Source organism: Bradyrhizobium vignae, from assembly GCF_900324035.1.
Lineage (GTDB): Bacteria > Pseudomonadota > Alphaproteobacteria > Rhizobiales > Xanthobacteraceae > Bradyrhizobium > Bradyrhizobium vignae.
In genome coordinates this window covers 3039823-3061696 of the sequence record NZ_LS398110.1, presented here as the reverse complement: position 1 = coordinate 3061696, position 21874 = coordinate 3039823, and the positions used below count along the sequence as shown (strand labels likewise).

Annotated in this window: 16 protein-coding genes and 1 pseudogene; 5 read left to right on the top strand and 12 right to left on the bottom strand. The window is 64.6% G+C overall.

Features of this window, described 5'->3' with window-relative positions; genetic code table 11:
- Positions 1 to 5 precede the first annotated feature (5 nt).
- Positions 6 to 2276 (bottom strand): DUF1522 domain-containing protein, encoded by a 2271-nt coding sequence (locus BRAD3257_RS14650; protein WP_122402415.1) that lies wholly within the window; start codon positions 2274 to 2276, stop codon positions 6 to 8.
- Between the two features lie 323 nt (positions 2277 to 2599).
- Between BRAD3257_RS14650 and flbT the strand changes: the two genes are divergently transcribed.
- Entirely contained in the window at positions 2600 to 3040 is a 441-nt protein-coding gene (gene flbT, locus BRAD3257_RS14645) for a flagellar biosynthesis repressor FlbT (RefSeq protein ID WP_122402414.1), read from the top strand.
- 96 nt (positions 3041 to 3136) lie between these two features.
- Here the strand turns inward: flbT and BRAD3257_RS41010 are convergent, their stop codons facing one another.
- The 10 genes and pseudogenes from BRAD3257_RS41010 to BRAD3257_RS14600 form a co-directional block, all read right to left on the bottom strand.
- Complete coding sequence (locus BRAD3257_RS41010) at positions 3137 to 3673, bottom strand: group II intron maturase-specific domain-containing protein (RefSeq protein ID WP_244607952.1); 537 nt, start codon at positions 3671 to 3673, stop codon at positions 3137 to 3139.
- A 67-nt stretch (positions 3674 to 3740) separates the two neighbouring features.
- A pseudogene (locus BRAD3257_RS41935) lies at positions 3741 to 3854 on the bottom strand (hypothetical protein); the annotation flags it as partial.
- Between the two features lie 957 nt (positions 3855 to 4811).
- Positions 4812 to 6311, bottom strand: a complete 1500-nt coding sequence (locus BRAD3257_RS14635) for a pyridoxal phosphate-dependent decarboxylase family protein (protein ID WP_122402413.1) — start codon at positions 6309 to 6311, stop codon at positions 4812 to 4814.
- Positions 6308 to 7561: an ATP-grasp domain-containing protein gene (locus tag BRAD3257_RS14630; RefSeq protein ID WP_122402412.1), complete on the bottom strand. Its 1254-nt coding sequence runs from the start codon at positions 7559 to 7561 to the stop codon at positions 6308 to 6310. Before BRAD3257_RS14630 ends, BRAD3257_RS14635 begins: the two co-directional genes overlap by 4 nt.
- Positions 7562 to 7614: 53 nt before the next feature.
- A complete protein-coding gene (locus BRAD3257_RS14625; protein WP_122402411.1) occupies positions 7615 to 8400 on the bottom strand; it encodes a hypothetical protein in 786 nt (261 codons plus the stop codon).
- A 72-nt stretch (positions 8401 to 8472) separates the two neighbouring features.
- Positions 8473 to 10356 (bottom strand): flagellar protein, encoded by a 1884-nt coding sequence (locus BRAD3257_RS14620; RefSeq protein ID WP_122402410.1) that lies wholly within the window; start codon positions 10354 to 10356, stop codon positions 8473 to 8475.
- Between the two features lie 21 nt (positions 10357 to 10377).
- Positions 10378 to 12261 carry a flagellar hook-associated protein FlgK gene (gene flgK, locus BRAD3257_RS14615; RefSeq protein ID WP_122402409.1) on the bottom strand — a complete coding sequence of 628 codons (1884 nt, stop codon included), beginning with the start codon at positions 12259 to 12261 and terminating at the stop codon, positions 10378 to 10380.
- A gap of 35 nt (positions 12262 to 12296) precedes the next feature.
- Positions 12297 to 14549: a flagellar hook-basal body complex protein gene (locus BRAD3257_RS14610; protein ID WP_122402408.1), complete on the bottom strand. Its 2253-nt coding sequence runs from the start codon at positions 14547 to 14549 to the stop codon at positions 12297 to 12299.
- Between the two features lie 228 nt (positions 14550 to 14777).
- Positions 14778 to 15290, bottom strand: a complete 513-nt coding sequence (gene msrB / locus BRAD3257_RS14605; RefSeq protein WP_122402407.1) for a peptide-methionine (R)-S-oxide reductase MsrB — start codon at positions 15288 to 15290, stop codon at positions 14778 to 14780.
- Positions 15291 to 15372: 82 nt separating this feature from the next.
- Positions 15373 to 16848 (bottom strand): NAD(P)/FAD-dependent oxidoreductase, encoded by a 1476-nt coding sequence (locus BRAD3257_RS14600; RefSeq protein ID WP_122402406.1) that lies wholly within the window; start codon positions 16846 to 16848, stop codon positions 15373 to 15375.
- A 224-nt stretch (positions 16849 to 17072) separates the two neighbouring features.
- On the opposite strand from BRAD3257_RS14600, the gene BRAD3257_RS14595 reads away from it, so the two are divergent.
- From BRAD3257_RS14595 to BRAD3257_RS14585, 3 genes are all read left to right on the top strand, one after another.
- On the top strand, positions 17073 to 17609 hold the full coding sequence (locus BRAD3257_RS14595; RefSeq protein ID WP_122402405.1) for a SixA phosphatase family protein: 537 nt from the start codon (positions 17073 to 17075) through the stop codon (positions 17607 to 17609).
- 55 nt (positions 17610 to 17664) lie between these two features.
- A complete protein-coding gene (locus tag BRAD3257_RS14590) occupies positions 17665 to 18090 on the top strand; it encodes a universal stress protein (protein ID WP_122402404.1) in 426 nt (141 codons plus the stop codon).
- A 621-nt stretch (positions 18091 to 18711) separates the two neighbouring features.
- Positions 18712 to 19716, top strand: a complete 1005-nt coding sequence (locus BRAD3257_RS14585) for an IS110 family RNA-guided transposase (RefSeq protein WP_244607951.1) — start codon at positions 18712 to 18714, stop codon at positions 19714 to 19716.
- Between the two features lie 391 nt (positions 19717 to 20107).
- Here the strand turns inward: BRAD3257_RS14585 and BRAD3257_RS14575 are convergent, their stop codons facing one another.
- Positions 20108 to 20344, bottom strand: coding sequence for a DUF1127 domain-containing protein (locus BRAD3257_RS14575; protein WP_122402402.1), 237 nt, complete (start codon positions 20342 to 20344; stop codon positions 20108 to 20110).
- 186 nt (positions 20345 to 20530) lie between these two features.
- Between BRAD3257_RS14575 and BRAD3257_RS14570 the strand changes: the two genes are divergently transcribed.
- Positions 20531 to 21874, top strand: coding sequence for an aminotransferase-like domain-containing protein (locus BRAD3257_RS14570; RefSeq protein WP_122402401.1), 1344 nt, complete (start codon positions 20531 to 20533; stop codon positions 21872 to 21874).

The following is a 21874-nucleotide window of genomic DNA, read 5'->3' as shown; positions in this document are numbered from 1 at the left end:
CGCTATTAGCGGAGCAGCTGGAGCACGCTCTGCTGCGACTGGTTGGCCAGCGAGAGCGCGGAGACGGCGATTGACTGGCGGGTCGACAGCGCCTGGCTGTTCGCCGCTTCCTCGTTGGTGTCGGCCAGGGTTAGGTTGGACGAGCCGGTCTGCAGCACGTTGATCAGGTTCTTGTTGAAGTCCTGACGAACCTGCACCACCGAGAGGTTCGAACCCAGCGTGGAGGCTTCCGAACGCAGCGTGCTCGACGCGGTGTTCAGCTTGGCCAGCACCTTGTTGGTTGCTGCGTTGTCGATGAAGTCGGTGCCCTGCGCCAGTGCGGCGAGACCGAGACCCTTCGAGTTGAAGGTCACGCCGGTGATGTTCAGGCTCGACTTGCCGGTCTCGTCGAACACCAGCTTGAGCTGGTCGCCGTTGAGCAGGTTGACGCCGTTGAACGAGGCGTCCAGCGAGGTCGTATCGATCTGCGTCATGATGTTGTTGTACTGGTTGACCAGGTTCGAACGAGTCGCCTGGGCAACAGCATCAGCAACGGGCGCGGTCGCGTTCGACCAGCTCAGGGCCGTGGTGATCGTGCCTCCGATCGTGCCGCCGGCGGTCGCCGAACCGATCGTCGAAGAGGCATAATCGTTGGTGGACGAAACCGTGAGCAGGCCGTTGGCATCGATCGTCGCGGTCAGGTTGTTTGCCTGAAGCGCGGTGTTGAGCTGATCGAGCGTCTTGACAGTGCCGCCGGTGCCGTCGCCGAACGTGACGTTGACCGCCGTGCCGCCGTTGAAGGAGGTGAAGGTCAAGGTCTTGCCGGAGATGCCACCCGACGCGGCCGTACGGCTCGCCGTGAAGGCGGTGCCGGTGCCGGTCGAGCCGGTCAGGCCGAGCGAGGACAGCGCATTGCCGGAGCCGGTGATCGACAGGTCCGAGTTGGCGCCGGTCGAGATCTTCAGCGCGCCCGCGACGATCGAGGACGCGGTCTGCCCCGTCGCCGTGCTGAGGGTGGCCGCGCCCGAAGAGATCGAGGCGGTCTGCACGCCGGTGGCAAGATCGATCGCGTTCAAAACGTCGCCGACGGTGCCCTTGTTGAGATACACGGTCGAGTTGCCGTTGCCGTCAGTGACGACGTTGCCGGTGACGCCCGAGCCGCTCGGGACGTTCGCTGCAGCGGGCGTGCCGCCGTTCTTGAATGTGATGGTCTTGCCATTGACGTTGAGGGTCGAGCCATCGGCGATCAGGGAGCCGAGGCTGCCCGAAGCGGTGACACGGCTCGCGGAAACGGTCGCATTGCCGGAGCCCGTTGCCGAAGTGAGGCCAAGGGCGCCGAGCAGATCGGCCTTGCCGACGACGCTGAGGTCGGCACCCGTCGAAGTCTCGAGGGTGATCTTGCCGCCCGTGATCGACGAAGCGGTCTGGCTCGTGTTGGTGGTGATGGTCGCGGCACCGGCCGAGACCACGGCATTCTTCACGCCGCTGGCAAGATCGATCGCACTGAGGACGTCACCGACCGTGGCAGTCGAGCTGGTTGCGGAGGCACCCAGATAGATGATCGAGTTGCCATTGCCGTCAGCAGCGATGTTGCCGCTGATGCCGTAACCGGCCGGAGCTGCGCTCGCCGCCGGCGCAGCGCCAGCCTTGAAGGTGATCGTGTGACCGTTGACCGTGAAGCTGCTGCCGTCCGTGAACTGCGTGGCAGCCGCCGTGCTGAGACCGCCGGTCGCGCCGGTGTCATAGAGCTTGGTCGAAGCCGTGATGGCGGCAGGCGTGCCCTGGTTGTCGTTCACTGCAGTTCCGGTCACCGTGCCGATGGTGCCGCCGAGCGTGGTCGAACTGGTTGCCGCCGTGACGCCGCCCGCCGCACCGGAGAACAGCACGTTGGAGAGCGCGCTGGCGCTGGTGTAGGTGGTGGTGCCGCGCAGGTCGGAAGCCGTCGCGCCGGCGATCGTGGTCGAGACGTTCGACTTCGTGGAGTAGCCGACCGTGGTCTGCAGCGCCTGGTTGGCGATCGACTTGGCGGAGTCCAGCAGCTTCTGCAGCGAGGTGATGCCGGTGTTGGCGGCCTGGAGCACCTGCACGCCGTTAGCGATGCCATCGAGCAGGTTGTTGATGTCGCTGGCGCGGTTGTCGAGCGATTGTGCGGTGAAGAAGTTGGTGGGGTTATCCAGCGCCGAGTTCACTTTCTTGCCGGTCGACAGACGCGACTGGGTGGTGGCAAGGAGGTCGGCGGTGGACTGGAGAGACAGCAGGTTCTGGCGAACCGAGGCGGAGAGGACGATACCGGACATACTGTTACCTTTCTGGTAGCTACGCGTCCTGTTTGACCGACATTGATCAAACGGCCGGCGGACGGTGCCTCCGAGCCTCTAACAATCCGTGAAATGAAACCGCCGGTTTCTCCGCGTCGAACACGAAACGGCTCTTGGCAAAGTTCCGCCCAGCTCCTTTGCAGAACGACAAGGCGTTGACAACGTTCTGCTTTTCGGCCGCCGCGAGAATGTTTACAGCCCGTTAACCACGTTCAGCAAGGATCGGACCCAAATCAGGGCTGGCAGCCGTTGTTCCGGGGAGCGCGCGCCGCTCGTTACAAGCGGGTTAATGGAGAACAGGCATGGCTCTCAAGGTCGAGCTCAAACCACACGAACGCATCATCGTAGGCAACTGCGTTATCACCAACACCGACCAGCGCGCCCGCCTTCTGATTGACGGCGAGAACGTTCCGATCCTGCGCGAGCGCGATATCCTCACGCCGGAGACCGCCGACACGCCCGCTAAGCTGGTCTATCTGGCGGTTCAGCTCATGTACATCTCGCCGGATCCGCAGACACAGCACGGCACTTATTTCAATCTGGTCCGCGACATCGTCACCGCGGTGCCGAGCTCCTGGCCGATCATCGAGGGCATCAACAACAACATCATGAACGGCGACCTCTACCGCGCCCTCAAGGAGGCCCGCAAGCTGATCGCCTATGAAGAGAAGCTGCGGGAGCAGTACGAAGCCACGCATCCGAGGAGTGAGGTCACGAGCGACGACGTCAGCTCGGCCGCCTGAAGCTTCACACATCCGAATCAGGATAGGGGCGAGCCTCGCGGCTCGACCCCTCCCACACCACCGGACATACGGGTCCGTATCCGGCCGTTCGCTGGATTATGCGGGCGGCTGGGCCACGACGGAAGCCAAGCCGAGTGAACCGAAGAAGCCGTTTGGCAAAGCCTCGGTAAGCGCGGGCTGTTCGCGAGCCGCCAGGGGCCATGTGGGCTGCCAGCGGTTTGTGCCGCCAAGTCCCGGCCGACGCCGCAGCGCCGCAGCTCGGCAAAACGAGCCCGTCCGTGCTTCCATTGCTTCCAGGTCGATGGCGAGCAACCGCCGCGTGATCCATTCGTCAAATGTGCGCAGCACCGACGGGGTCTGGCAGAGGCCGAAGTATCCGCGCCAGCCGATCAAGTAGATGGACAGCTCCTTGATGATCTGGGCGAGGCTCTTGCCGTCCGTGCGCCGCGTCAGTACCCGAACGTTGGCTTTGAAGCGAGCGAGGGCCTGCGGCGCGATGCGCCGTCGTGGCTCTTTCTCGCCCGTAAAGCTGAAGCCCAAGAACTTGCGGATGCGCGGTTTGGCGACCGCGCTCTTCGCCTTGTTGACCTTCAGCTTGAGGCGCTTTCCGAGGAACTTCTCGATGCCGGCCATCACCCTCTCGCCGGCCTTTGCGCACATAGATGTTGCAGTCATCGGCATAGCGCACGAAGCGGTGGCCGCGCTTCTCCAGCTCCCTGTCCAGCACGTCCAACATCAGGTTCGACAACAGCGGCGAGAGCGGGCCACCTTGCGGCGTGTCTTCCTCCGTCGGGCTGACAAGGCCGCCTTCCATCACACCCGCGTTTAGAAAGCTGCGGATGAGCTTCAGAATGCGCTTGTCAGCAACCCGCTCTTGGAGAACATTCCGTCCCAATTCCGCCTGCAGCACCTGCATCACCGCCTGCTGGATGAAGCGGTCGAGCACCGTCGGCAGGCCGAGCGCACGAGTGCCACCCGACGCCTTCGGTATCTCCACCCGCCGCACCGGCTGCGGTTCGTAGGTGCCGTCAAGCAGCTGAGCCAGGATCGCAGGCCAGTGCTCCTTCGGATGGGCCGACAGGTTGTCGACGGTCATGCCATCGATGCCGGCCGCGCCCTTGTTGCGCTTCACTTGCGCCAATGCTTGCTTCAGGTTCTCACGCTCGATCACTGCTTCCAACGACCGGCCTTGCGACCGCCGGGGGTTCGAGGCTAGCTTTCGCCGCACGCGCTTCGGTCTCCTGGGTGGCGGCATTCAGGGCTTCATCCTTCGCTCCGCTCCCAAGTTCAGGTCGATCTGGTCTTTCTGCCGCATGTTGCGCGCGAGATCACCGCTCTAATGATCACTTCCAGCGTTCGGGCCTTCGGCAGCGCGCCGCCGCCTACTATGCCCTCCGCTGACTTCTACGCTGAGGTCAGATCGCCTTGCGGAGATCTCAGTCTCGTTGCCGAGACACAGCGCAGACCTCCCGAGGTAAGACCGATCGCCTTCACAGCGCGTTCGCCGGATTTACCACCCCGGCACTTGATGACTGTGGACTTCGCGATCCCTTGCTCGCTCGTCCGACGGGGTAGGCCTCGTTATCCGGTTCTTGTCCATGGAGCCGCGGTTTTGCTCCACGCTTCCTTCAGACCCCACCTCGCGGCAGCGCCCTCGCGCTTCGCCAATCCGTCGCCGCCATCAGGCTGGATAGAGGACTTCCACCTCCAAGCTGTCGTTCATGCTCGGCACACAACTCTGGGGCGTTTTTGCTTCAGATGGTCCCGGATATCACAACGCGGCGAGCGGCGGCGCCTCGACCTCGATCACGCTCTCGCTGCTGCGCCGCGCCCCGAACTCCAGCACAGCAGCCAGCAGCGCGTCAATATCTCTCTCCTCGGTGCGGTGATTGACGATCGCCGCTCGGATCGCGAACCGGCCGTCCAGCGTCGTGGCCGACGGCGCCGCGATGCCGGACTCCTGGACATCGGCCACGATCTCGCGATTGACAGCGTCATCAGCACGATAGCGGAAGCAGGCGATGTTGAGGTTTACCGGCGCCAGCAATTCGAGCCGCGGTTCGGCCAGTATGCGCGCTTCCAGATATTTCGCCAGCGCACAGCTTCGCGCGATCACCGCTCCCAGCCTGTCGGTGCCGAACGTCTTCAGCGTGAACCACGTCTTCAGTGCACGAAAGCCGCGCGACAGATCGGGGCCGAGATCGCAGGGCCAGACCGCGCCCGCCGCAAGCCCCCTCGCCTCGCGGCGCAGATAGGCCGCCGGCTGCGCAAAGGCCTGCCGATGCTGCTCGCCGTCGCGGACCAGCAGGAAGCCTGCGTCGTAAGGCACCTGCCCCCATTTGTGAAAATCGAGCGCGATGGAATCCGCGAGCTCGATGCCGCCGAGCAGATGCGCAAGCTCGGGGGACAGGATCGCGAGCGCGCCGAAAGCGCCGTCGACGTGAAACCAGATTCCTTCCTCGCGGCACAGCTCAGCAATTGCCCTGAGGTCGTCGATCGCACCGATATCGACCGTACCAGCGGACGCGACCACCAGGAACGGCCTGAAGCCGACCTCGCGATCAACGGCGATCTGCGCACGCAGCGCGGCAACGTCGATGCGATGATCGGCATCGACAGCGATCTTGCGCAGCGCATCGGTGCCGAGCCCGGCAATGTCCATCGCCCTCGATATGCAGCCATGCGCGGCCTGCGACGTGTAGGCCGTGAGCAGCGCACCGTCATTGCCGATGCCGTGCTGCCGCGCCAGCGTGCCGAGCGCAGCCGTGCGCGCCACCAGCACCGCCATCAGATTGGCCATGGACGTGCCCGTGACGAAGATGCCGCTCGCGCTGTCCGGAAAGAGAAACAGGCGGCGCATCCAGTCGACGATCTGGCGCTCGACCTCGATCGGCATGTGGTCGCGCCCGCCGAGATTGGCGTTGAGGCCTGCCGCAAGCATTTCCGCGAGCATGCCGACCGCGGTTCCGCCGCCATGCACCCAGCCCATGAAGCCGGGATGGACGTTGCCGGTCGCATAGGGCGCGACATGCTCGGCGAACTCGCGGTAGACCTCGGCGAGCTCGCTCGCCTCGCGCGGCACGTCGGCCTTGAATGCCGCACGAGCGTCGTCGGGGATCGGACGCCAGACGGGGCGCGATCGAACGTTGGCAATGCCGTCGATGGTCTCGTCCAGCATGCGATGGGCCAGCGCGCGAAATTCGCTCCAATCCTGCGGATCGAGCGAGGTGCTCGTGACGGAGCCTTGCGTGCCCCGGATGATCTCGTTCATGCTGCGCTCTCCTTGCCCGAATTTGCATGCCGCGACAGCATCGTCGTGAACGCGGCAAAGATCTTGCGCATCTGCGGCGGCTTGTAAGGAAACACGACGGGCGAATCCATGTTGTGCACGACGGCGGTGTTGTCGGCCTCGAACACCAGCAACTCGCGCTTTTCGTTCTCGGCGCAATCGACGATGAAATAGTCGAGCCCGACGCGCCGGCTCATCGCTTCGAGCGCGTTTCCATGGCGCAAGGCGAAGGCGTGGTCGAAGTCGCGCATGAAGAGGGCTTCCTCCGCGCGCTTCTCTTCGCTGAACGCCATGTAGGCGTTGAGATACCAGATGTCCCAGCGATCGGCGATCGCCATGTGGCAGGCGTAAGGCTTGCCGTCGACCATGGCGAGACGATACTTGCGATAGAGCCCGTCGGGGCTCACATAGTCGACGAAGCGTGCGACGAAGAAGTCCTGCTCTGTCCGTCCGGCGAGATAGGCCGCGAGCGCCGCCGCATCATCGAGCTTTGCGAGGCCGACGCCGGCGTGCGAGCCGCGCGGCCGCGCGATGATCGGAAAGTGCAGTTCGCCTGCGATGTCCTCGCAGGCGATCTGACCTCGCGAAAGATCCGACAATTGCGCGCGCGTTGCGTGGATGGTCGCGGGAATGTCCAGACCCGGCACACCAGCCAGCAGCCGATACAGCTTGTCGCGATCGAGATTGCCGATCCGATCGGGGCGGTTGAGCAGCGGCCGCGGCCAGTGCGGCGCGGCTTTTTCGATCAGCGCGAGCGCTTCGCGGCATTCCTCCGAATCGGACGCGACCACGATGGCAACGTCGTGCTCGGGCAAGGTTTCCGGCAGGCCGACGCCCTTGACCACATAAAGGGTCAATAGCTCGACGTCGGAGCCTTCGAGCAGGAAATCGATCGGTGTGTTGCCGCCCATGTCGATGTCGGCAGCCAGCGCGAGCAGGCGCAAGCCCGGCTTCGGAGCGGCGCTGGGCGTCCGGAACAATTGATGGAAGGTCAGCACCTCGGACTGGATCGCAAGCCCCCGATCCTTGTCGCCCAGAAGCTGGGTGATCAACGACAGATCTAGCCCTTCGCCCGCGAGCGCCGTCCCTGCCGCGATCCGTGCCACGAGCTGGTTGCGCAACGGATGCAGATCGACGCCCTCGAAGGCCTGGCGCGTCAGCCGCGCAAAGCCGACCCGGTCGGCATAGTTCGCCGCGGTCAGACCGATCGGCGCGGAAGCTGGATGCTGCATCTCACACCTCGAACGCGGAGCTCACCGCGAAGCAGCCGCTCATCCCGGACCGCTCACGCCGCGGCATCGGCCACCGCCGCGGGCGCCGGCGCGAATTGCGAGGCGATGTCGCCGCGGAACACCGACGGCCCGACGTGATCGAGCGAGCTCTGAATGTCGGCCCAGATCTCGCCGCCGATATCGGTCCAGCGCTTGCAGAAGGCGAAATCCTCGGAGAGATACGTGCCGGTCGCCGGATCGATCATGCACTCGAACAGCGCGAACCGGTTCTGGCTCGCGGCAAGCGTGTCATGCGAATGCTCGCGAAAGAATTGCAGGCCGGCGTAGTTGGGATGGCGGCACATCGCCTCCAGCACGTGACGCCGGATCATCAGGAAGCCCGTGCCTGCATAACGCACGCGGGTAAAGCCGTTGACCACGACGATGCGGTCGGGATCCTCGATCTCGAGCACGTAGTCGAGCGAGGCGGCGGGCACGTCGGCCCGACCTGACTGTATTGCACGCGCGGCCTTGTCCCAGTTGACCCGCTTGATCGGATAGCAGCCGGCGACGACGTCAGCGCCGCATTCGATCAGCCGGAACACCTGCTCCGGCTTGAAGCCGATGTCGGCATCGATGAACAGGAAATGCGTTGCCTTGGGGTCGTCCAGGAACATCGCGACCAGGTTGGCCCGCGCCCTCGTGATCAGCGCATCGCCGTCGCGCAAATGTACCTTGAGCTCGAGATTGGACATGCCGTGCACGGCGCGCTGCAGCGCGAAGATCGAGCTCGCATAGATGCTCGACACCTGCCCGCCGAAGCAAGGCGTGGCCACCACCAGCTGCATCTTGTCCGACATCGATCGCTCCGCCCCCTGCAATCCTCACCAAGAGGTAAACAGGCATGGTTAACGACGTCTTAACGTGTCCCCTTACAGGAACTTGACGAGCGAGAGCTGCGCGAGGTTCGAGGTCACCTGGTAGGACGCCTGCAGCGCGTTCTGAAGCGCCAGGATCTCGCTCGCCACCTGGTCGGGCGAAGCCGATTCCGCCTGGTCGATGATGGTCTGCAGCTGCGCCTTGGCCTGGGTCTGGCGCGTGGTCGCGTCCTTCATCGTGTTCTGGGCCATCGCGATGTCGGTCTGGATGTCCTCGATGCGCTGCTGGCCGGGCTGCTGGGTCAGCGCCTGCGTCACCCGCAGGCTCAACGCCGAGACCTGCCCGCCGGAATACTGCCCACCAGGCGTCGTCGAAAACGTCCCGAACACCGCGATCGCCTGCAATTGCCGGCGGATCGCATCCTCGTTCGCCTGGGCGCCATACTGCACCGTGACGGCATCGTCGACCCGCGCCATCGCTGTCGAGCGCGGCGAGCCGGGCCCGTCATTGCCGAGGTACCATTTCACGGTGTTCGCCGAGCCGTTCACCAGCGTGGTCGCCGAGCTCGCAGGCGAGGAGCCGACGCGCAATGGCGGCTGCGTGGCGGTGACGGGCGTCGAGCTGAAACCGAGCGCACTCAGCGCGCCGGTGTTCGACGTCGTGATGTTGAGACTCGCCGCATCGTCGGTGTTGATCGTGATCGAGCCGCCATGGACCGTCGAGGGCTTCGACGTCCCGGTGATCTGGTCGATCCTGCCGAGCAGGGTCTGGATGCTGTCGGTGACGTTGAGCTGGTTGCCGGTCGCGCCCGAGGCCACGAAGGTCAGCGTGGTGCCGTTGACGTTGATGGTGTCGCCGGCGACGAAGCCCGGCGAGATCGAGTCCGAGGGGCTCGTACCGGACAGCGCCGTTGCACCGCTGATCGGTGCCGATGGGACCGCCTGGTTGGTCTTAGGCGTGCCGATCGCGGAGCTGGCGGTGTTGAAGAAATTGTCGCCGGCGGTCATGGCCGACGCAGCCACAAGCGAGGTGTTGGCGAGCTTCTGGATCGCGGTGTTCAGCGCGGTGTTGAGGTTCGCCGCGGTGTTGTTCGGATTGACGGGGGTGCTCGCATCGATCGCGACGCTGCCGACCGGCGTTGGCGTCGCCGAGGACGCGGTCAGATCGATCTGCTCGGTGGTGCCGTCCGGCAGCGTGAACTGGACACTCAGCTTGTCGCCGTTGTTCGGATTGACGCCGTTGAGATCGACCGAGAACGATACCGGCGAGCCGCTCGGGCCTGTCACGGTCGCGCCCGTCAGCGTCGAGGACACCGCCTTGATCTTGAGCCCGAACGGCGAGCCCGCGACGTCCTCGGACACCTGCACCGAGCTCGGCGTCGGTTGCGTCTGCACCAGCCGGCCCATGCCGTTCGCCCCTAAGTCGGCGGCCTGGCGCTCCGCCATCACGGTCTTGAAGCCGGCCTGCGTCGTGGTGCCGTTGATGATGTCGCCGGCATCGGCGACCGGCTGCGTGCTGACCGCCGTTCCCGAGAACAAATAGCGGTTGCCGGACTGCGTGTTCAGCACGCCGACCATCGAGCCGAACTGTGCCGCGGCCGTGTTCTGCGCGACCGTCTGGCCGTTGACGTTGAGGTCCTGCGCCGTGCTCGCCGAGCCGGTCTGCGTGTTGGTGCGGATCGTCGTCAAGGACTGCAGCGCTGTATTGGCGAGGTTTATGCTGACGTTGACGTTGGTAATCGTATCGGTATAGGCGGCGATGTTGGAGAGCTGCGTGCGCCCGGCGATCGCAAAGCCCTCGTTGGTGCCCATGCCGGAATAGTTCTGCGACAGCTTGCCCGTCGAAAGCTGCGTCGACAGGTCGGTGAGCTGCTGATTGATGTTGCGGATCTGCGCGCCGAGAACCGACGAGGAGTAGTTGATGCTGCTGATCGACATCTTTCAGAGCCCTGTTACTTGTTACATTTGAGCCTGGAGCAACGTGTTCATCATGCTCTGCACCACCGACATGACGTGGGCGTTGGCGGCATAGGCATTCTGAAGCTGGATCAGGTTCGACATCTCCGAGTCCAGATTGACTTTGGAGGTCGAGTCGAACTTGGCCTGGAGCGTCGAGACCACGACGCTCTGGCCCTGCTGGAGCTGCGTCGCCTGGGTCGCGGCATTGGCCTGGACGCTCAGGAACTGCTGGAGGAAGTTCGAGACGCTGCCGGTGAAAGGCTGGCTCGCCGAGCCGAGGCCGCTCTGCGGCGAATAAGAGAACACCGCACTGGTGAGCTGCGAATAGAGATAGTCCGAACGCGTGGTGTCGCCCGCGGGCGTCACCGGCGAGGTGTTATAGACCGACAGCCGGGTCGGATCGGAAACCAGCTGGGTGTTCACGGCGATGCGCCCGGCAAGGCCTGTCATCTGCGAACCCGATGCCGTGATCGCGCCGGTGTAGAGCGCCTGGCCGCCATCGGTGAACAGCGGCAGCTGCGGATTGCCCGAGGTCAGCGACGAGATCGTCTTGGTGGTCGAGGCCGAATTGACCTTGGCAAGGCCGGTGTTGTCGTCGGTCACCCGCAGCGTCGTGGCGGTCGCCGGCGATGGCGCGGCGGAGAACGACAGATGCGCGCCTGACAAGGCGGTGTTGAGCGCAGCGGCGATCGCTCCCATGCCGCCGGAGAAGTTGACGCCGATCCGCATCGGGTTGGCGTTCGTCGCGTTCTGGAGCGGCAGCGCGGCCGGGTCGGTCACGTTGACGAGCGTGATCCGGCGCTGGGTGTTGGTCGCGGTGTCGGTGTAGGTGATGTTGACCGTATTGCCCGGCTGCGCGCCGGCAAGATCGAGATCGAATCCAGCCGGCGGACCCGAGACCGTGCTGCCGGCCGCGGTCTTGTCGGACAGCGCGCTCGCCATCGTCGCGGCGAGCTGGTCGACCTGGTTCTGCGCCTGCACCAGCGTCTGGTCGCGCAGCTTCAGGTCGGCGGCGATCTGGCCGGAGGACACCACGTTGTTGGCGACGACGTCGACCTGCGAGCCGTTCGGCAGCTTGATGTTGAACGCGCCGACGCCGGACTTGGCCGGATCGATGTTGTAGAGCGAGGTCGCCGACAATGCGCCCGCGGAGGCGAAGGAGAATTCCGAGGCGAGCCCGGCGCCGACCAGCTGAATGCCGGTCGTGGTGTAGATGTTGGCCTGGTTCGAGTTATCGGTGGTGACGCGGACGTCGACATATTTCGACAAGGCGTTGATGGCCTGGTCACGTTGATCCATCAGCGTCGCGGCCGAGGGGTCGTTGGCCGACAGGCCCTGGAGCTTGGTGTTGATGTCGGCGATCTGCTTCATCGCCGCGTTGGCAGCCTGCGCCGAAGTGGAAAGATCCTGCTCGACATTGGAGCGCAGCGACTGGATGCCCTTGGTCGTGACGTTGAGCTGCTGCGCCAGCGCCTGCGCCGCGCCGAGCGCGACGGTCTGCGCTGACGAAGCGCCCGAGCTGGTCGACAACGCCTGGAGCGCCGTGGTGAATTTGTTCAGCGCGCTTTCGAGCGTGCCGTCGTTGCCGGGTGTGCCGTAGACATTCTGAAGCTGCTTCAGGATGTTGGCCATCTGGTCGGCGTAACCGCTGCCGCCGGTTTCGGTCCGCAGCTGGTTCAGCACATAGCTGTCGAGCTCGCGGCTGACGCCGGTCGTCATCGCCGTCGAGCCGAAATCGCCGGTGGTGACCTCGATCTGGTTCGGGGTCTGGACGACATAACCCGGCGTCTGCGAGTTCGCGACGTTCGAGGAGACGATCGAGAGCGCGGCCTGGTTGGCACGCAGGCCGCTCATCGCACTGGCAAGGGCTGAACTCAAACCCATATCACTGACCCGCCTTTGGTTACGTCACGCGCCGATCAGCGCAACACGTTCAAGAGGTCCTGCACCATCGAATTCGCGGTCGTGATCACCTTGGTGTTGGCCGAATAGGCCTGCTGGGTCACGATCAGCTTGGTGAACTCGTCGGCGATATCGGTGTTGGAGCCTTCCAGCGACGAGCCGCTGATGGTGCCCGAGGCGCCGTCGATGGCAGGTCCCGACTGTTCGGTCGCAGCGTAAGCGCCGCCGTCGAGGGCCTTCAGGTAGTTGGTGCCGTTGAAGTGCGATAGCTGCACCTGCGCGAGATCGAGGTTCTGGCCGTTGGAGAAGGTGCCGACCACAAGGCCGTTGTTGTTGACGGCGACCGAGCGGAGCTGACCGGCGGCGTAGCCGTTCTGGGTGATGGTATTGATGGTCACCGCGCCGCTGGTGCTGGCGTATTGCGTCAGCCCGCCCGAGGAGATGTTGAAGGCGACCGAGCCGAGCGACTGGCCGCTGACGGTGACATTGTTGATGGTGATGCCCGAGCCGCTCGGCGAGGTCAGCGAGCCGTCGGCCGCGAAGGTGAAGGTCTGACCGGTGTTGACCCAGCCGACGGTCGTGCCGGTCGCGTTCGGGTCGGTCTGGTAGAACAGGTTCCAGCTATCGGAATGACCCGCGCCCAGCGAGGCGCTGTCGGTCTTGGCCCAGCGCAATTGCAGGTTCACCGGCGTGCCCGCGGCATTGTAGGCCGTCACCGCGCCGCCGCTGATCGATTCCTTGGTGAAGGTGGCGATGTCGTTGCCGATCACGCCGCCGGTGCCGGCCGTGCCGCCACCGTCGCGATTCTTGGTGATCGTCGAGGTGAAGCCGAGCGCCGAGAAGGCAGCGCTGTTGGAGCTGGACACCGTCAGGTTCGAGACGGTGCCGGTGTTGAGCGTGATCACGCCGCCGCTGCTGACCGACGACCCCGAGGCGCCGGAGAGCGCGTCGATCTTACCGAGCAGGGTCGTGATGTTGTCGGTGACGTTGATCTGGTTCGGGCCCGAAGCGCCCGAGCTCATGAAGGTCAGCGTCTGACCATTGACGGTGATGGTATCGCCGGCGGAGAAGCCGGATGTGAGCACCTGGGCGCCGCCGGCTGTCGCAGTGCCACTCAGCACCGTCGCGCCCGAAATCGCGGGCGAGGACAGCACATTGCCGCCGCGCGTCACGCTGCTGATGCCGAGAGCGGTGGCCGCCGTGCCGCTGCCGATCGCCACGTCGGTGCCGGTGCCGGTCGAGATCTGGATATTGCCACTAACCGAGAGCGAAGCGGTGACGCCGGCGCCGCCGGCAGTCTGGATCGCGTTCAGGATGTTGGCCACCGTGGCCGTGGTGCCTGCGCCGAGACCGATCGTAGTGTTGTTGCCGACGGTCGTCACCGTGGTGCCGCCGTTGAACGTGATGGTGTTGCCGTTGATGGTGAGCGTCTGACCGCTCAATGCGGTCAGAATGCTGGAGGCAAGATGGGTGCCGGCGGTATTGTCAAGCGAGGTGGTTGTCGAGGCCACCGCCGACGAATTGTTCTGGAGTGCAACCGTGCCCGTGCCCGTCGTCGAAGAGTAAGCCGAGCGGACGTTGCCGGTTGCAGCCGCGCCTGACACCGTTGCGTTGGCATAGGGCGCCGGCGGCGTGCCGACCGGCAGCGGGTTGGCCGCGAAATCGGAAGGGTTCAGTCCGCCGGCCGCCAGCAGCGTGCCGCTCGACGCGGTCGTTTTCGCCACGGTGTTCGGCTGGGTCGGCAGGTTCGCCGCGTACTGGATCGAGGTGGTCGCCTGCGCCGGAATGAAGTTGTTCTGGAATTGCAGGACGTTCGCCACGCTGCCGGTCGGATTGCCGGTCTTCGGGTCCACCGTGACGCCCATCAAGTAATAGCCGGCGCCGTTGACCAGGTTGCCGTTGGCATTGAGCTGGAAGTCGCCGCGCCGGGTGTAGTAGGTGACGCCGTTGAACACCGGCTGGTTGTCGACGATGCTGGTCGCTTTCTGGATCGAGAAGAAGCCGTCGCCGGTGATCGCCATGTTGGTGGCGACGGTGGACGAGGAGATCGTGCCTTGCGTGGTGATGGTCGCCTTGGCGTTGGCCGTCACGCCGCCCGCGACCTGCTTGCTCGGCACCGCGGCGTCCGGAATGAGATCGACGAAGCTGGTGCCGATGCCCTTGTAACCGGTGGTGGATGAGTTCGCGATGTTGCCGGAAATGTTCTGCAGCGCGTAGGACTGCGCCTGCAGGCCACCCACCGAGGTGTTCATTGCATCGAAGATACCCATAACTTTGTCTCCAAATCCGGTCTCGGCGGCCGGTCGACCATGGCCGCAGTCGGAAGAGACAGTCGCAAGGGCTATGCCAATGCGGGTATTTTCAGGAAATCAATGACTTAATGAAAAAGCCCCGGCCTGACGACCGGGGCACATTTGCCGGGACCGGCAACAATTGCCGGGAGAAATTGTCGTTCCGGAGCGATGCGAAGCATCGAATCCGGAATGACTCCGGCGAACCTACGTCGCCGACGCCGCAGCCGGGTGGAAGACCAGCCCGAAACCGTCGATGCAGTAGCGCAAGCCCGTCGGCTTCGGACCGTCGTCGAAGACATGGCCGAGATGGCCGCCGCAGCGCCGGCAACGCACCTCGGTGCGCACCATGCCGTAGGTGCGGTCCTCGGTCTTGCCGACATTGCCCTCGATCGGCGCATAGAAGCTCGGCCAGGCCGTGCCGCTCTCGAACTTGGTCTCGGACGAAAACAGCGGCAGGTCGCAGCCGGCGCAGGCGAAGATGCCCTTGCGGTGCTCCTTCAAGAGCGGGCTGGAGCCGGGCCGCTCGGTGCCGTGATTGCGCAGGATCTCATATTGCTGCGGCGTGAGCTGGGCGCGCCATTCGGCTTCCGTCTTCACGATCTCGAACTTTTCCGCGGCCTTCTCGCCAGCCTCGGCGGGGGATGCCCTCAGCCAGCGGAAGGCCGAAAGACCAAACAGGCCGGCGACAGTCGTTAGCAGGATGCGGCGGTCAAACATCTCATTCTCCGTGCGGGAGGAGTCCACGCCCTGAGATACGGGCTTCCGACGACCGACGTTACACGTCCGGGTGGGATTTTTCTCAGGCTTGTTGCGAGACGCCGACTTCGTGCGAGACCGGTTCCGTGCCCTGCTCTGCGTCTTGAGCCGCAGGTTTCGGCGGTGGGACCGGCTGCGGCCGAACGCCGGGCGGGGGACGGCGCGGTCCGGTGCCGGCGGCCCGGTTGGCTTCAGCGAGGCGCGCCTCGCGTTCCCTGTCCTTGATACTGGCACGCTCGCGATAGCGGGCGAGCAAGCCCGCGGCGGCGGACCCCGCCCTGCCCCAGATCCCGACCAGCTGGCCGGCGACGCGCCCTGTGGTGCCGCCGGCCCAGACCAGTTCGAACGGTGAGAACAGCTTCCAGCGGTCATCGCCCCATAAAATGCTGCGCGCGATCATCTGCCCGGCCATGGCGGAGGTGTTCATGCCCTGGCGGCCGAACCCGCTCGCCACCCACAGGCCTTTGCGCAGCTGACCGATCTGCGGCATGCCGTGCACGGTCTGGCCGGTGGCGCCGCCGAACATCTCGGTGATCTCGACATTGCCGAGCTCGGGAAAAATCGTGCGGATCCGCCGCCTGACAGCGCCGGCGAAGCGCTGCGGACGCGCCGCCCAGGTGGTCTCCGGGCTTTCCCACATCAGCCGGTCGCCATCGACGATCCGGAAGTGGTCGACGCCGTCCGAGTCCATCACGGATCCCTTGAACGCGATCATCTCATGCAGGCGCTCGCCGAGCGGCGCAGTGATGCCGGCATAGCGCCAGACCGGCAGCAGCGTTTCCGACAGGCGCTTCAAGGGCGCGCCGAGATGGATGTTGCCGGCGAGCACGATGTGGGTCGCGCGCAGCCGCGCCGAGGGCGTGACGATGCGCTTGCGGATGCCGGAATGATCGATGCTGACCACCGGCGTCTCCTCGAAGATGAGGGCGCCGGCCCGCCGCGCCAGCGCCGCAAGGCCGTGCACATATTTCCGGCCGTCGACCTGGAACGCTCTGGGGTAGTACACGCCGTGGAAGTAGCGATCGGTCTTCAGCGTCTCGCGGACCCGATCGACCTGCCAGCCCTCGACCTCGGTATCGAAATCCTCGTGCAGCATCTGCAACCGGCTGATCAGGCGGTCGCCCGCATCGACGTTGGAGACCTCCAGCACGCCGTCGCTGGGGGCGATCCCCGGCATGTTCTCCTCGGTGGCATTGGCGCGGACGAATTCGGCCCCCTCCTTCGACAGCGCCCACAATTCGCGGGCGTCTTCGAAACCGATGCGCTCGATCAGGTCCGCGAGCGGCAGGGCAAAGCCCGGCATCACGGTGCCGAGCTGGTTGCCGGAGGCGTTCCAGCCGACATGCCGGCCCTCGAGCACTGCGACACTGGCTCCGAGCCGGGCGGCTTCCAGCGCGATGGAAAGCCCGGCAAGCCCCGCCCCGATCACACAAATGTCGGCATCGAGATCGAACGACAGCCGCACGCGGTCGCGAAAGCCGGCTTCTTCCTGGGACACGCTTGTGAAAGTCTCGCTCATGCAGTTTTCTTAGAGCATGATCCGGAAAAGTGTGCAGCGGTTTTCTATGGCGGCAAACCCGGAAATCGGGTTTGCGGCGAGATCAAGCTCAAAACGAAAAATTAAAGCGCGATGAGGGTTTGCCCTGATCTCATCGCGCTTTAAAGGACTGTGCGGGCGCTTGTCACCTTGTCCGCAACAGGCGCCTGTAGATTATCCTGGACGTGTAACGATTCGAGAATGCCATGCGCCGTTTGATGCTGCTGCGTCACGCCAAGACCGAGACCGACGCACCGAGCGGCCGAGACCAGGACCGCCGGCTCGACGACCGCGGCCACAGGGATGCCGCGCAGATGGGCGACTGGATCGCCTGCCATCCACCCTTCCCCGATACCGTGCTGGTCTCGCACGCCGTGCGGGCCAGGCAGACCTGGGACATCGCCTGGGAGGCGATGAAGGACCGCGTCCCGGCGCCGCAGGTCGAAATCTTGCCGGAACTTTATGGCGCCGATCCCGCGCAGATCCTGGACTCCATTCGCATTGCAACCGCCCCGGCCGATCCGAAGCGATTGCTGCTGATCGGGCACAATCCCGGCATGCACGAGATCGCCCTGATGCTGATCGGAGGCGGCGATCCTGATGGCGCCGAGGCGCTCGCCAACAACCTACCCACCGCGGGGCTTGCGATCTTCGACTTTGACGTCAAGGATTGGGAGGACGTGGCCTACCGCCGCGGCAAGCTGGTGCTGTTCGTCAGCCCCAAGCTGCTCCGATCGGCCTGAGACGCGCGGGCGCCGTCTCGACCGGTTGGTCAGCTTGGTTCATAGGGAGGCGCAGATGTTCAAGTCCATCCTCGTGCCCATCGACCTCGCCGATACCGATCTCGCCAAGCCGGCGATCGCGACCGCAGCGACATTGTCGCAGACCTGGAGCAGCACGGTGCGCCTGCTCAACGTATTGCCGATGACGCCGGTGATGCTGGCCGAATACGTGCCGGCCGATTTCGACGAGCAGCAGCGCCAGACCTCGGAAGAAGCCCTCGCCATCGTCGCACGCGAATCCGGCATCGAGCCTTCCCGCATCTCCAGCGTAGTGCGCCAGGGCGGCATCTATCACGAAATCCTGGAGGAAGCCGCACACATGAAGGCCGACCTGATCGTCATGACCTCGCACCGGCCGGCGATGCGCACCTACTTCCTCGGCTCGAATGCCGGACACGTCGTGCGTTACGCCAAATGCTCGGTGCTGGTGGTGCGGCACTGAGCGTCGGCGGGCGCCAGGGCGCGCCGTCATAACTCAGGCGCTTGGTTCGAGTGCTCCAGATGTCCGCTCATTCCCCAGATCCGGAAGTGGCCTGCCGAGACTGCAGCGTGCTTACGCAACGGAAATAGACTCCGCACGCTGGCTCGCCCCGGATTTGGCACTCGTGTGCGTCTGATCCAAGCCAGGCCCCAGATCGTTGCACAGCCCGGATGGAGCGGAGAGTGCAATCCGATGCTTTCGCGAGCGGTGGGTCAACGCGCGCAGTAGCAATCAGCCCCTCATCTCGGAGCAATGTCGTGAAGCAGTTCTGGCGGAAATGGACCTACGAGGCCCCGCTCGCAATCGGCGATGCGCTGTGGGGACAGCTCGTGCCGCGAATTCCGGATGTCGCTTCGCTTCAATCTGCTACGAGGCCTTGTGTTGCCTGACGGGCAAAACGCGCGAGCGGTGGGTCAACGCGTCATTCCACAACCAACCATCCGTTGCTTTCGCCGCAGAAAGCGAGCGCTTGGGCGGCACCTGCGCGAGCCTCCTCGAATACGTCCGTATCAATCGATGCTCGCGCTACCTTAACGCCTATGCGGCCTTCCCTGCGCCCTTGTGTCCCGGAAATCTGTCAGAATGTGCAAACGGGCGGTTGGATCAGAACCGCCCGTTGCTGGAACTGAGCCCGTTGCGCCCAAAGGCGACCAGAGCCTGTGCGAGAGCGAGGGACAGCTCCGGTGTCTTCCTCAACCCGAACAGTTGCAGGGGCTTCTAGCCCGAACCGAGCAAGGAAGGGAGTGGATGATGGCACAAAATGATGTTGTTGTCATGGGTATCGACGTTGCCAAGGACAAGGTGGATGTGTGCATTCGTTCGTTGGGAGCGAGGCAAGTCTTCCCAAGCGCCACCCAGGGCCACCGCAAGCTGGTCGCTTGGCTTCGCAAGCACCAAGTGGGCAAGGCGGTGATGGAAGCGAGTGGCGGCTATGAGCGCGTCTGGGCCAAGGTGCTGCGCGAGGCCGGCATTGAGGTTCGGATCGTCGATCCCAAGCGGGTCCGCAGTTTTGCGCTGTCGGCCGGACGGCTGGCCAAGAACGATACGATCGATGCGGAGATGATCGCCTGGTTCGCCGAGACGTTCAACGATGCACCGAGCCAGACCTACGATGCGGCACGTGAGGAGTTGCAGGCGTTGGTGAAGGCGCGCCTGGATCTGATCGATTCCAGGATACGCCTGGTTGGCCAAACCGAACATGCTGCGCCGGGATTGGCTCAGAAAACGCATGCCCGCATCTTGAAGAGCCTGGCCAGCGAGATTGCCAAGCTCGAGGCTGCCATCCGCGCCCAAATCAAGTCCACGCCGGATTTTGCCGAGCGCGTCGAGATCATCGAGAGCGTGCCGGGTTTTGCCGAGACGAGCGCCGCAAACCTCGTCGCAGGCATGCCGGAGCTTGGCGAGGTGAGCAACCAGATCGCCGCGGCCTTGATCGGCGTTGCTCCCTATGACGATGACAGCGGAAAGCGACGCGGCGAGCGCCACATCAAAGGAGGCCGCCGCTGGGTCCGCAATGCCATCTACATGCCCTGTGTCGGCGCAGCCACGCTGAATAACCCCGTTCTGAAGGCCTCTATCGGCGCCTGATTGCCAAGGGAAAAGAACCGAAGGTTGCCATCATCGCCTGCATGCGCAAGCTGATCGTCATCCTCAACACGATGATCGCACGACGGCAGAAGTGGGATCCCAGCCGCTACGCGCTGAACTGAACGAGCGCATCTCGTCGCGCTCGGTACTCCACCGAGCGCATGCAAAGCCAACAGACCGGTGAGCGGACGGGGGCAAGGCCGTCAGCCGCCGCAGGCGGGGGCGCGCCAGCGCCAGCCTTGAGGCCGGCCGATCGCCGAAGGCATCAAGGCAAAGCTCGGGCGAGATGAGCCGCGAGGATGCATATGCATGTCTGCGGCGACACGCTCGCTGCCATCGCCCGGTTTAACCGGGCGATCCGGTACTCCGAGACAGCAGTGATTGAGCCGACTCACAAATACCGCGACAGCTCGGTCTTGAACTGCCCGTAAACAGCATCCTCGATCTGGCTGCGCGTGATGCCGATGTCGCGCAGGGCGCGGTCGTCGAGCTCGTTCAGCGTCTTGACGGCAGAGCGGCGCTCGAGACGGTTGAACAACGCAGAGACGCTATGGGTGAGCGCAGTGAAAAATCCGCTCATTGAGGATGGGCGTAAACTCCGCCCGGCAGTTTGCGAGATCGTGGTCATTTTTCTTCTCCGGCCTGTTGTCCCGCGCGGCGAAGCAGGTGCCGTTGGCGCGGACGCTGTCAGCGCCTGCACCTCATTTGCCGTCGGATTGCTCTCGCTCCCCTCGGCTCAATCGCGGAACTTGATGGAACTTAAATGCTCCAGTACACTCCTCGGAGCAAGTAAAACATTGCTCTCGGTGCAATAATGTCCAAGTTCGAGTACGTGAAGCTTGCCGATGCCATTGCGGCCGATATCACTAACGGCACGTTAAGACCCGGCGATCGGCTGCCGCCCCAGCGCAATTTTGCCTATGACCGCGGGATCGCGGTCTCGACCGCGAGCCGGGTTTACACCGAATTGCTCCGCCGCGGGCTAGTGGTCGGCGAGGTCGGGCGCGGCACGTTCATCTCCGGCGACGTCAGGCGTGAGGTCGAAACCACGAGCGAGCCGGCCGATGCGCGCATCAATCTCGAGGTCAATTATCCGCTGTTGCCGCAGCAATGGGCGATGATCGCCAAGAGCCTCGCGGGGCTCGAGCGCATCGACGCGCTCGAATCCGCGCTGCGCGTTTCGACCAGCACCGGCACCAAGAGCGCGCGCGTCGCTGCCGCCGCCTATCTCGCGCGCAAGGATTTTGCGCCTCAGGCCGAGCAGATCTTCTTCACCGCCAACGGCAAGCAATCGCTCGCGGCCGCGCTTGCGGCGCTCGTTCCGACCGGTGGCCGCTGCGGTGTCGAAGCGCTGACCTATCCTTACGTCAAGAGCATCGCCGCGCGGCTCGGTGTGACGCTCGTCCCGATTCCGATGGACGAATTCGGCGCGCGTCCCGATGCCATCCAGAAGGCGCATCGCGAGGCGCACCTGTCGGCGCTGTATCTCCAGCCCATCATCCAGAATCCGCTCGGCGTCACCATGAACGCGACGCGGCGCGCCGACATCATGCGCGTCGCCGAGAAGCTCGATCTCACCATCATCGAGGACGCCGTCTACGGCTTCCTCGCCGACGACACACCGCTGGCCGCACTCGGGCCCGACCGCTGCATCGTGATCGACAGCCTGTCCAAGAAGGTCGCGCCGGGCCTTGCGCTCGGCATTCTCGTCGCACCGCCTCACTTGCGCGAAGGTGTGATGAGCGCGGTCCGCACCGGTGGCTGGATCGCCTCCGGCCATGCGCTGGCGGCCGGGCAACGGCTGATGGCCGACGGCACCGTCGCCGAGCTGACGCGTCTGAAACGCATCGATGCGGCGCGGCGCCAGCAGACCGCGGCGAGGCTGCTCGCCGGCTACCAGCTCGCCGCCGATCCGCGGTCCTATCATCTCTGGCTGACGCTGCCGCCGCACTGGCGCTCGCAGACCTTCGTCGCCGCAGCCGCAAGGCGCGGCATCGCGCTGACGCCGTCCTCGACCTTCGCGATCGCGCATGGACATGCACCGAACGCCGTACGGCTTGCGCTTGCTCCGCCCTCACCCGAGCAGCTCGATTCCGGCCTGCGCACCATCGTCTCGCTGCTCGGCACCAAGGAAGAGGATTTTGATTCGACGGAGTAG

Bases quoted from the DNA above. Each gene is read 5' to 3' on its own strand.
- BRAD3257_RS14595 (WP_122402405.1), top strand. From the start codon at position 17,073: ATGCGCCGTTTGATGCTGCTGCGTCACGCCAAGACCGAGACCGACGCA.
- BRAD3257_RS41010 (WP_244607952.1), bottom strand. From the start codon at position 3,673: ATGGCCGGCATCGAGAAGTTCCTCGGAAAGCGCCTCAAGCTGAAGGTC.
- BRAD3257_RS14625 (WP_122402411.1), bottom strand. From the start codon at position 8,400: ATGTCGGACAAGATGCAGCTGGTGGTGGCCACGCCTTGCTTCGGCGGG.
- BRAD3257_RS14600 (WP_122402406.1), bottom strand. From the start codon at position 16,848: ATGAGCGAGACTTTCACAAGCGTGTCCCAGGAAGAAGCCGGCTTTCGC.
- msrB (WP_122402407.1), bottom strand. From the start codon at position 15,290: ATGTTTGACCGCCGCATCCTGCTAACGACTGTCGCCGGCCTGTTTGGT.
- BRAD3257_RS14570 (WP_122402401.1), top strand. From the start codon at position 20,531: ATGTCCAAGTTCGAGTACGTGAAGCTTGCCGATGCCATTGCGGCCGAT.
- BRAD3257_RS14630 (WP_122402412.1), bottom strand. From the start codon at position 7,561: ATGCAGCATCCAGCTTCCGCGCCGATCGGTCTGACCGCGGCGAACTAT.
- flgK (WP_122402409.1), bottom strand. From the start codon at position 12,261: ATGGGTTTGAGTTCAGCCCTTGCCAGTGCGATGAGCGGCCTGCGTGCC.
- flbT (WP_122402414.1), top strand. From the start codon at position 2,600: ATGGCTCTCAAGGTCGAGCTCAAACCACACGAACGCATCATCGTAGGC.
- BRAD3257_RS14635 (WP_122402413.1), bottom strand. From the start codon at position 6,311: ATGAACGAGATCATCCGGGGCACGCAAGGCTCCGTCACGAGCACCTCG.
- BRAD3257_RS14620 (WP_122402410.1), bottom strand. From the start codon at position 10,356: ATGTCGATCAGCAGCATCAACTACTCCTCGTCGGTTCTCGGCGCGCAG.
- BRAD3257_RS14575 (WP_122402402.1), bottom strand. From the start codon at position 20,344: ATGACCACGATCTCGCAAACTGCCGGGCGGAGTTTACGCCCATCCTCA.
- BRAD3257_RS14610 (WP_122402408.1), bottom strand. From the start codon at position 14,549: ATGGGTATCTTCGATGCAATGAACACCTCGGTGGGTGGCCTGCAGGCG.
- BRAD3257_RS14590 (WP_122402404.1), top strand. From the start codon at position 17,665: ATGTTCAAGTCCATCCTCGTGCCCATCGACCTCGCCGATACCGATCTC.
- BRAD3257_RS14585 (WP_244607951.1), top strand. From the start codon at position 18,712: ATGTGCAAACGGGCGGTTGGATCAGAACCGCCCGTTGCTGGAACTGAG.
- BRAD3257_RS14650 (WP_122402415.1), bottom strand. From the start codon at position 2,276: ATGTCCGGTATCGTCCTCTCCGCCTCGGTTCGCCAGAACCTGCTGTCT.